Consider the following 1,661-nt stretch of genomic DNA (forward strand, 5'->3'; position numbering starts at 1 on the left):
CACGAAGTGACCGGCCGCGATGCGGTTAGGTGGTGCGGGTGTGTCCGGCTGATTCTACTTCCCTGCTACTGCCAATTGCTACTCCGAATCCTCTTCTCTAACTTCTGCCGGACCAAGGGGCGCATGCCCCGAAGCGTGAATATGTTGTTATATGATGTTGGACATTCCTCGCATGCTGCCTTACTCAACACTCACTTCCGAGCATCGATCTTCATTAGAAAAGTCCTTCCCCACTCGCCGAATCTCAGAACGCCGCAATTCCTCTTGTCATCTCTTCTCGATTACATCTTCGGCTTCACTTCATGGTTCCGCTTCATTGCCCATCTCGCTGTTCTCTAGACACTGACAATTCCTGCATCCTGAGCTACCTACATAACAAACAAACCATTCTTTACTCCATTGATTACACCCGCGCCATTATAGGTTCTTATTGATCTCTTTCATTTTGTCTTCTTCTATTAATAATTCTACCTTTTACTTCCAGGTACCTTGTCCCTCAAAATATTACGATTCTGAATTTCTACTTTCAGGCACTTTGTCCCTCAAAAATCAGGGTTTTAACTTTCATCGTTGCCCTTATATATCATTTTATTTCGTTTTCTTTAATCTCTTTGATGTCTTTATATTTCTTTGCTTTAATTGCCATCCACGCTGTACCTAGATCCCTCGAAAACTGTATAACTTCAAGTCCTTCCCTGATTCCAGGTGGCAATCTCGATTGTTCGCCAAAAAATACTTTAACTCGTAGTAGCTTCGGTCCAATGTCATATAACGTCTCCGTATTCACGACGCCCTACCACCTTAAGGACCGAAGGTCCGGCCGCGATGCGGTTAGGTGGTGCGGGTGTGTCTGGCTGATTCCGCTTCCCTGCTACTGCCAATTGCTACACCGAATCCTCATCTAACTCCGGTCCGGACCGAGGGGCGAATGCCCCGAAGCGTGAATATGTTGTTATATGATGTTGGACATTCCAAGCATGCTGCCATACTCTACACTCACTTCCGAACACCGATCTTCATAAGAAAAGACTCCCCACTCGCTGAATCTCAGAACGCCGCAATTCCTCTTGCCATCTCTTCTCGATTACTTCTTCGACTTCTCTTCATGTTTCCGCTTCATTGCCCATCTCGCAGTTCTCTAGACACCGACAATTCCTGCTTCCTGAACTACTTACAGGACTAACCATTCTTTACTTCTTTGAATACACCCACGCAATTATAAGTTCTTATTGATTTCTCTCATTTTGTTCCTTCTTATTAATGATTCTAACCTTTACTTCCAGGCACTTTGTCCCTCATAATATTACGATTCTGAACTTCTACTTTCAGGCACCTCTCCCCCTCAAAAATATATTGTTTTGACTTTCAACGTTGCCCTTATATATCATTTTATTTCGTTTTCATTAATCTCTCTGATGTCTTTTTATTTCTTTGCTTTAATTGCCAATCACGCTGTCCCTAGATCCCTCGAAACCTGAATAACTTCAAGTCCTCCACTGCTTCCAGATGGCAAACTCGATTGTCCGCCAAGAAATTCTTTAACTCGTAGTAGCTTCGGTCCAATGTCATATAACGTTCTGGTATTCACGACGCCCCACCACCTTAAGTCCCGAAGGGACGGCCGCGATGCGGTTAGGTGGTGCGGGTGTGTTCGCCTGACT

Annotated in this window: 2 protein-coding genes; both read right to left on the reverse strand. The window is 44.7% G+C overall.

The window, feature by feature from the left end:
• Positions 1-583: 583 nt before the first annotated feature.
• Positions 584-787 (reverse strand): hypothetical protein, encoded by a 204-nt coding sequence (locus E2980_RS22070; RefSeq protein ID WP_135154394.1) that lies wholly within the window; start codon positions 785-787, stop codon positions 584-586.
• Positions 788-1,447: 660 nt separating this feature from the next.
• The coding region (locus E2980_RS24490; protein WP_205700015.1) for a hypothetical protein at positions 1,448-1,661 on the reverse strand (214 nt) is incomplete at its 5' end.

The organism is Cohnella luojiensis, assembly GCF_004564235.1.
Lineage (GTDB): Bacteria > Bacillota > Bacilli > Paenibacillales > Paenibacillaceae > Cohnella > Cohnella luojiensis.